Origin of the sequence: Streptomyces alkaliphilus, from assembly GCF_014141535.1 — a bacterium.
GTDB classification, from domain to species: domain Bacteria; phylum Actinomycetota; class Actinomycetes; order Streptomycetales; family Streptomycetaceae; genus Streptomyces; species Streptomyces alkaliphilus.
Genome location: NZ_VKHT01000368.1, coordinates 1 through 4,669 on the forward strand (window position 1 = coordinate 1; position 4,669 = coordinate 4,669).

Genomic DNA, 4,669 nt, shown 5'->3' on the forward strand with positions numbered 1-4,669 from the left:
ACCCCCTCCCCCGCCTCCGCGAGCTCGCCCAGACACTCGATGACCAGACCGGTGTCCACCTGGAGCAGCTTGACCGCCTCGGCGATCAGGCGTTCCTCGGGCAGGAAGCAGTGGCCCTGGTCGGAGGAGAGGGAGAGCGCGTGCCGCAGACCCGCCTTGACCCGCTCGGGACTGTCGTGCGGGATGCCGACGGCCTTGGCGATCCGGTCGGCGGTCAGGAAGCCGATGCCCCACACGTCGGCGGCCAGCCGGTAGGGCTCCTCGCGCACCACGGTGATGGAGGCGTCCCCGTACTCCTTGTAGATCCGCACCGCGATGGAGGTGGAGACCTCCACGCTCTGCAGGAAGACCATCACCTCCTTGATGGCCTTCTGCTCCTCCCAGGCCGCGCCGATCAGCGCGGTGCGCTTGGGACCGAGGCCGGGCACCTCGATGAGCCGCTTCGGGTCGGCCTCGATGACGTCCAGGGTGTCGGTCCCGAAATGGTCCACGATCCGCTCGGCGGTCTTCGGGCCGATGCCCTTGATCAGGCCGGAGCCCAGGTAGCGGCGGATGCCCTGGACGGTGGCGGGCAGGACGGTGGTGTAGTTGTCCACCTGGAACTGACGGCCGTGCTGCGGGTGGCTGCCCCACCGGCCCCGCATCCGCAGCGACTCCCCGGGCTGGGCGCCCAGCAGCGCGCCGACCACCGTGATCAGGTCACCGCGCCCGGCGTCCACCCGGGCGACGGTCCAGCCGTTCTCCTCGTTGGCGTAGGTGATGCGTTCCAGGACGCCTTCCAGCACCGCGCCGCCCGACATGCCACCGCTCGACATGCCCCGACGGTATCGGTACGGGCCGACAGTCGGGACGCCGTGACGGGATCGGCACCGGACCACCCCCCGGGACACACGGGACGGCCAGGAGAGCGAGAAGGGCGAGAAGGGAGGGGACGGCGAGGACGGCGAGGGCCGCGGGGAAACAACGGGTCCCGGAAAACATCCGAAAACCCCGAAGGGCCCGGTGAGCCGGGCCCTTCGATCCCCTCCTGCTTCCCCCGATGCCACATACGACCCGCGATCCCTCGGAAGGGTTGCACAACGGAGAGTATTATTTTGCGGAAAGTTTCTCACCGACGGCGACGGAGCGGTCGCGGGGTACGCCGAGAGGTGACACCGGGAGAAGTGCCACCGGGGCGGAACCCGGCACGGGAACGGGCGAGCCGGGCCCCCGTGCCGGTGCGCGGGTCGGGGGCCCGGGGATCTCCCGCCCCCGACGGGGAAGCCGGGGCCCCCACTTCCGATCGGCACGGACCGGGCCGCCCGGACCGTGCCCCCGCCCACCCGGACCGGGAGGGATCAGATCGCCGCCCGGAACCGCTCCACCGTCTCGGCCAGCACCTCGCGGCCGTCCCGGGCCCACAGGTCGTCGTTGAACAACTCGACCTCGATCGGCCCGGTGTACCCGGCGGCGTCCACCCGCTCGCGGAACCAGCGCATGTCCACGCAGCCGTCACCGATCTGGCCCCGCCCGGTGAGCACGCCGGCCGGCAGTGGGGTGATCCAGTCCGCCAGCTGGAAGGTGTGGATCCGGCCCTCGGCGCCGGCCCGGGCGATGTCGTCCGCCACCCGGTCGTCCCACCACAGGTGGTAGGTGTCCACCGTGACCCCGACCGTCTCGGCCGGGAACGGCGCGGCCAGTTCCAACGCCTGGTCCAGCGTGGAGACCACACAGCGGTCCGAGGCGAACATCGGGTGCAGCGGCTCGATCGCCAACCGCACCCCGCGCTCCGCCGCGTACGGCACCAGCTCGGCCAGCGCCTCGCCGATCCGACCCCGCGCGGCGGCCAGTGCCTCCCCGTCCCGGCTGCCCTCCGGCAGCCCGCCGCAGACCAGCACCAGCGTGTCGGTGCCCAGGGCGACCGCCTCGTCGATCGCCGCCCGGTTGTCCTCCAGCGCCCGGGTGCGCCCCGCCGTGTCGGCGGCGGTCAGGAACCCGCCCCGGCACAGCGTGCTGACGGACAGGCCGGCCCCGCGCACCAGCTTCGCGGTCGCCTCCGGCCCGTACTCGGCCACCGGCTCGCGCCACAGCCCGACCCGGCTCACCCCCAGTTCCCCGCACGCCTCCACCAGGTCCGGCAGGGAGAGCTGTTTGACCGTCATCTGGTTGATGGAGAAACGCTCCGGCGCGCTCATCGGGGACCTCCGTCGAAGCCGTGCACCGCCAGCAGACGGCGCATCCGCTCCTCGGCCGGGGCCGGGTCCGGGAACAGCCCCAGCCCGTCCGCCAACCGGTAGGCGCGCACCAGGTGCGGCAGCGAGCGGGCCGACTGCAGGCCGCCCACCATCGTGAAGTGCTCCTGGTGACCCGCGAGCCACGCCAGGAACACCACACCGGTCTTGTAGAAGCGGGTCGGCGCCTCGAACAGGTGCCGGGACAGCTCCACCGTCGGGTCCAGGAGCTTCCGGAAGCCCTCGGTGTCACCGGTGTCCAGCACCCGCACCGCCTGCGCGGCCAGCGGCCCCAGCGGGTCGAAGATGCCCAGCAGCGCGTGGCTGAAGCCCTGTTCGTCGCCGGCGATCAGCTCCGGGTAGTTGAAGTCGTCGCCGGTGTAGCAGCGCACGCCGTTCGGCAGTCGGCGCCGCAGCTCGACCTCGCGCCGGGCGTCCAGCAGCGAGATCTTGATGCCGTCCACCTTGTCGGGGTGGGCGGCGATGATCGACAGGAAGGTCTCGGTGGCCTCGTCCAGGTCCGCGCTGCCCCAGTAGCCCTCCAGCGCCGGGTCGAACATGGGGCCCAGCCAGTGCAGGATGACCGGCTCGGACGCCTGCCGCAGCAACCGCCCGTACAGCTCCCGGTAGTCGTCGGGGGTGCGGGCGACGGCGGCCAGCGCGCGGGAGGCCATGACGATCGCCCGCGAGCCCACCCCCTCCACCAGCTCCAACTGCTCCTCGTAGGCGGCCCGCACCTCGTCGACGCCGGTGACCGGGCCGGTGAGCCGGTCGGTGCCCACGCCACAGGCGATGGTGCCGCCCACCGCCTTCGCCTCGGCCGCCGAGCGGCGGATCAGCTCGGCGGCGCCGGCCCAGTCCAGGCCCATGCCGCGCTGGGCGGTGTCCATCGCCTCGGCCACGCCCAGGCCGTGCGACCACAGGTGGCGCCGGAAGGCGAGGGTGGCCTCCCAGTCCACGGCGGCCGGGCCGTCGGGGGTGGTGTCGACGAACGGGTCGGCCACCACGTGCGCGGCCGAGTAGACCGTGCGGGAGACCGGCGGCCCGCCGGCGGGGGCGAGCGGGGCGGGTTCGGTGCGCGGCTCGTAGGGATGCGGGGCCCCGTCGGGGCCGGGCAGCAGAATCGTCACTGTCAGTCCTCGAAGGCGGAGCGCGCGGGGCGCGGCGGGTTCGTGATGCTCGGGCGCGCGCGGGTCACAGCGTCAGCTCGGGCACGTCCAGGCGCCGGCCCTCGGAGGCCGAGCGCAGGCCCAGTTCCGCGAGCTGCACGCCCCGGGCGCCGGCCAGCAGGTCCCAGGAGTAGGGCTCGTCGCACACCACGTGGCGCAGGAACAGCTCCCACTGGGCCTTGAAGCCGTTGTCGAACTCGGCGTTGTCCGGCACCTCCTGCCAGTCGTCGCGGAACCGCTCGGTGACCGGCAGGTCCGGGTTCCACACCGGCTTCGGGGTGACCGCGCGGTGCTGGACACGGCAGTTGCGCAGACCGGCGACGGCCGAGCCCTCGGTGCCGTCCACCTGGAACTCCACCAACTCGTCGCGGTTGACCCGCACCGCCCAGGAGGAGTTGATCTGCGCGACGATCCCGCCCTCCAGTTGGAAGATGCCGTACGCGGCGTCGTCGGCGGTGGCGGCGTAGGGCTTGCCCTGCTCGTCGCGGCGCTCGGGGATGTGCGTGGTGGTCAGCGCCTGCACGCTCTCCACCCGGCCGAACAGCTCGTTGAGCACGTACTCCCAGTGCGGGAACATGTCCACGGTGATGCCGCCGCCGTCCTCGGCGCGGTAGTTCCACGAGGGGCGCTGGGCCTCCTGCCAGTCCCCCTCGAAGACCCAGTAGCCGAACTCGCCGCGCACCGACAGGATGCGGCCGAAGAAGCCGCCGTCGATGAGTCGCTTGAGCTTGAGCAGGCCGGGGAGGAAGAGCTTGTCCTGCACCACGCCGTGCTTGACGCCGGCGGCGGTCGCCCGCCGGGCCAGCTCCAGGGCGCCGTCCAGACCGGTGGCGGTGGGCTTCTCGGTGTAGATGTGCTTGCCGGCGGCGATGGCCTTCCCGATCGCGGCCTCGCGGGCGAGGGTGACCTGGGCGTCGAAGTAGATGTCGATCGAGTCGTCGGCCAGGACGGCGTCCAGGTCGGTGGAGACGGTGGTCTCCGGGTCCAGGCCGTGGGTGACGGCGAGCGCCCGCAGGGCGTGCTCGCGGCGGCCGACGAGGATCGGCTCGGGCCAGATGACCCGGCCGTCGCCGAGGTCCACGCCGCCCTGTTCACGGATGGCGAGGATCGAGCGGACCAGGTGCTGCCGGTAGCCCATGCGTCCGGTGACGCCGTTCATCGCGATCCGGACGACCTTGCGGTCCTTGGCCGCCTGCGTCATGAGGGTGTTCCTTCCGGTGGTGTGCGGTGCCGGCGCGGGTGCGCCGCGCCGGGGTGGTCGGCGCGGGACGCCGGGGCGATGCGGGGGTG

4 protein-coding genes are annotated in these 4,669 nt (G+C 72.8%); all 4 read right to left on the minus strand.

The genetic code is table 11. The features are described 5' to 3' along the window. On the minus strand, positions 1-800 hold an 800-nt coding region (locus FNQ90_RS13150; protein ID WP_267133049.1), incomplete at its 3' end, for a helix-hairpin-helix domain-containing protein. A 537-nt stretch (positions 801-1,337) separates the two neighbouring features. Next, positions 1,338-2,174 carry a sugar phosphate isomerase/epimerase family protein gene (locus FNQ90_RS13155; RefSeq protein WP_182606549.1) on the minus strand — a complete coding sequence of 279 codons (837 nt, stop codon included), beginning with the start codon at positions 2,172-2,174 and terminating at the stop codon, positions 1,338-1,340. Continuing rightward, on the minus strand, positions 2,171-3,340 hold the full coding sequence (locus FNQ90_RS13160) for a dihydrodipicolinate synthase family protein (protein ID WP_182606550.1): 1,170 nt from the start codon (positions 3,338-3,340) through the stop codon (positions 2,171-2,173). Before FNQ90_RS13160 ends, FNQ90_RS13155 begins: the two co-directional genes overlap by 4 nt. Before the next feature lie 64 nt (positions 3,341-3,404). Continuing rightward, a complete protein-coding gene (locus FNQ90_RS13165; protein WP_182606551.1) occupies positions 3,405-4,580 on the minus strand; it encodes a Gfo/Idh/MocA family protein in 1,176 nt (391 codons plus the stop codon). Positions 4,581-4,669: the final 89 nt, after the last annotated feature.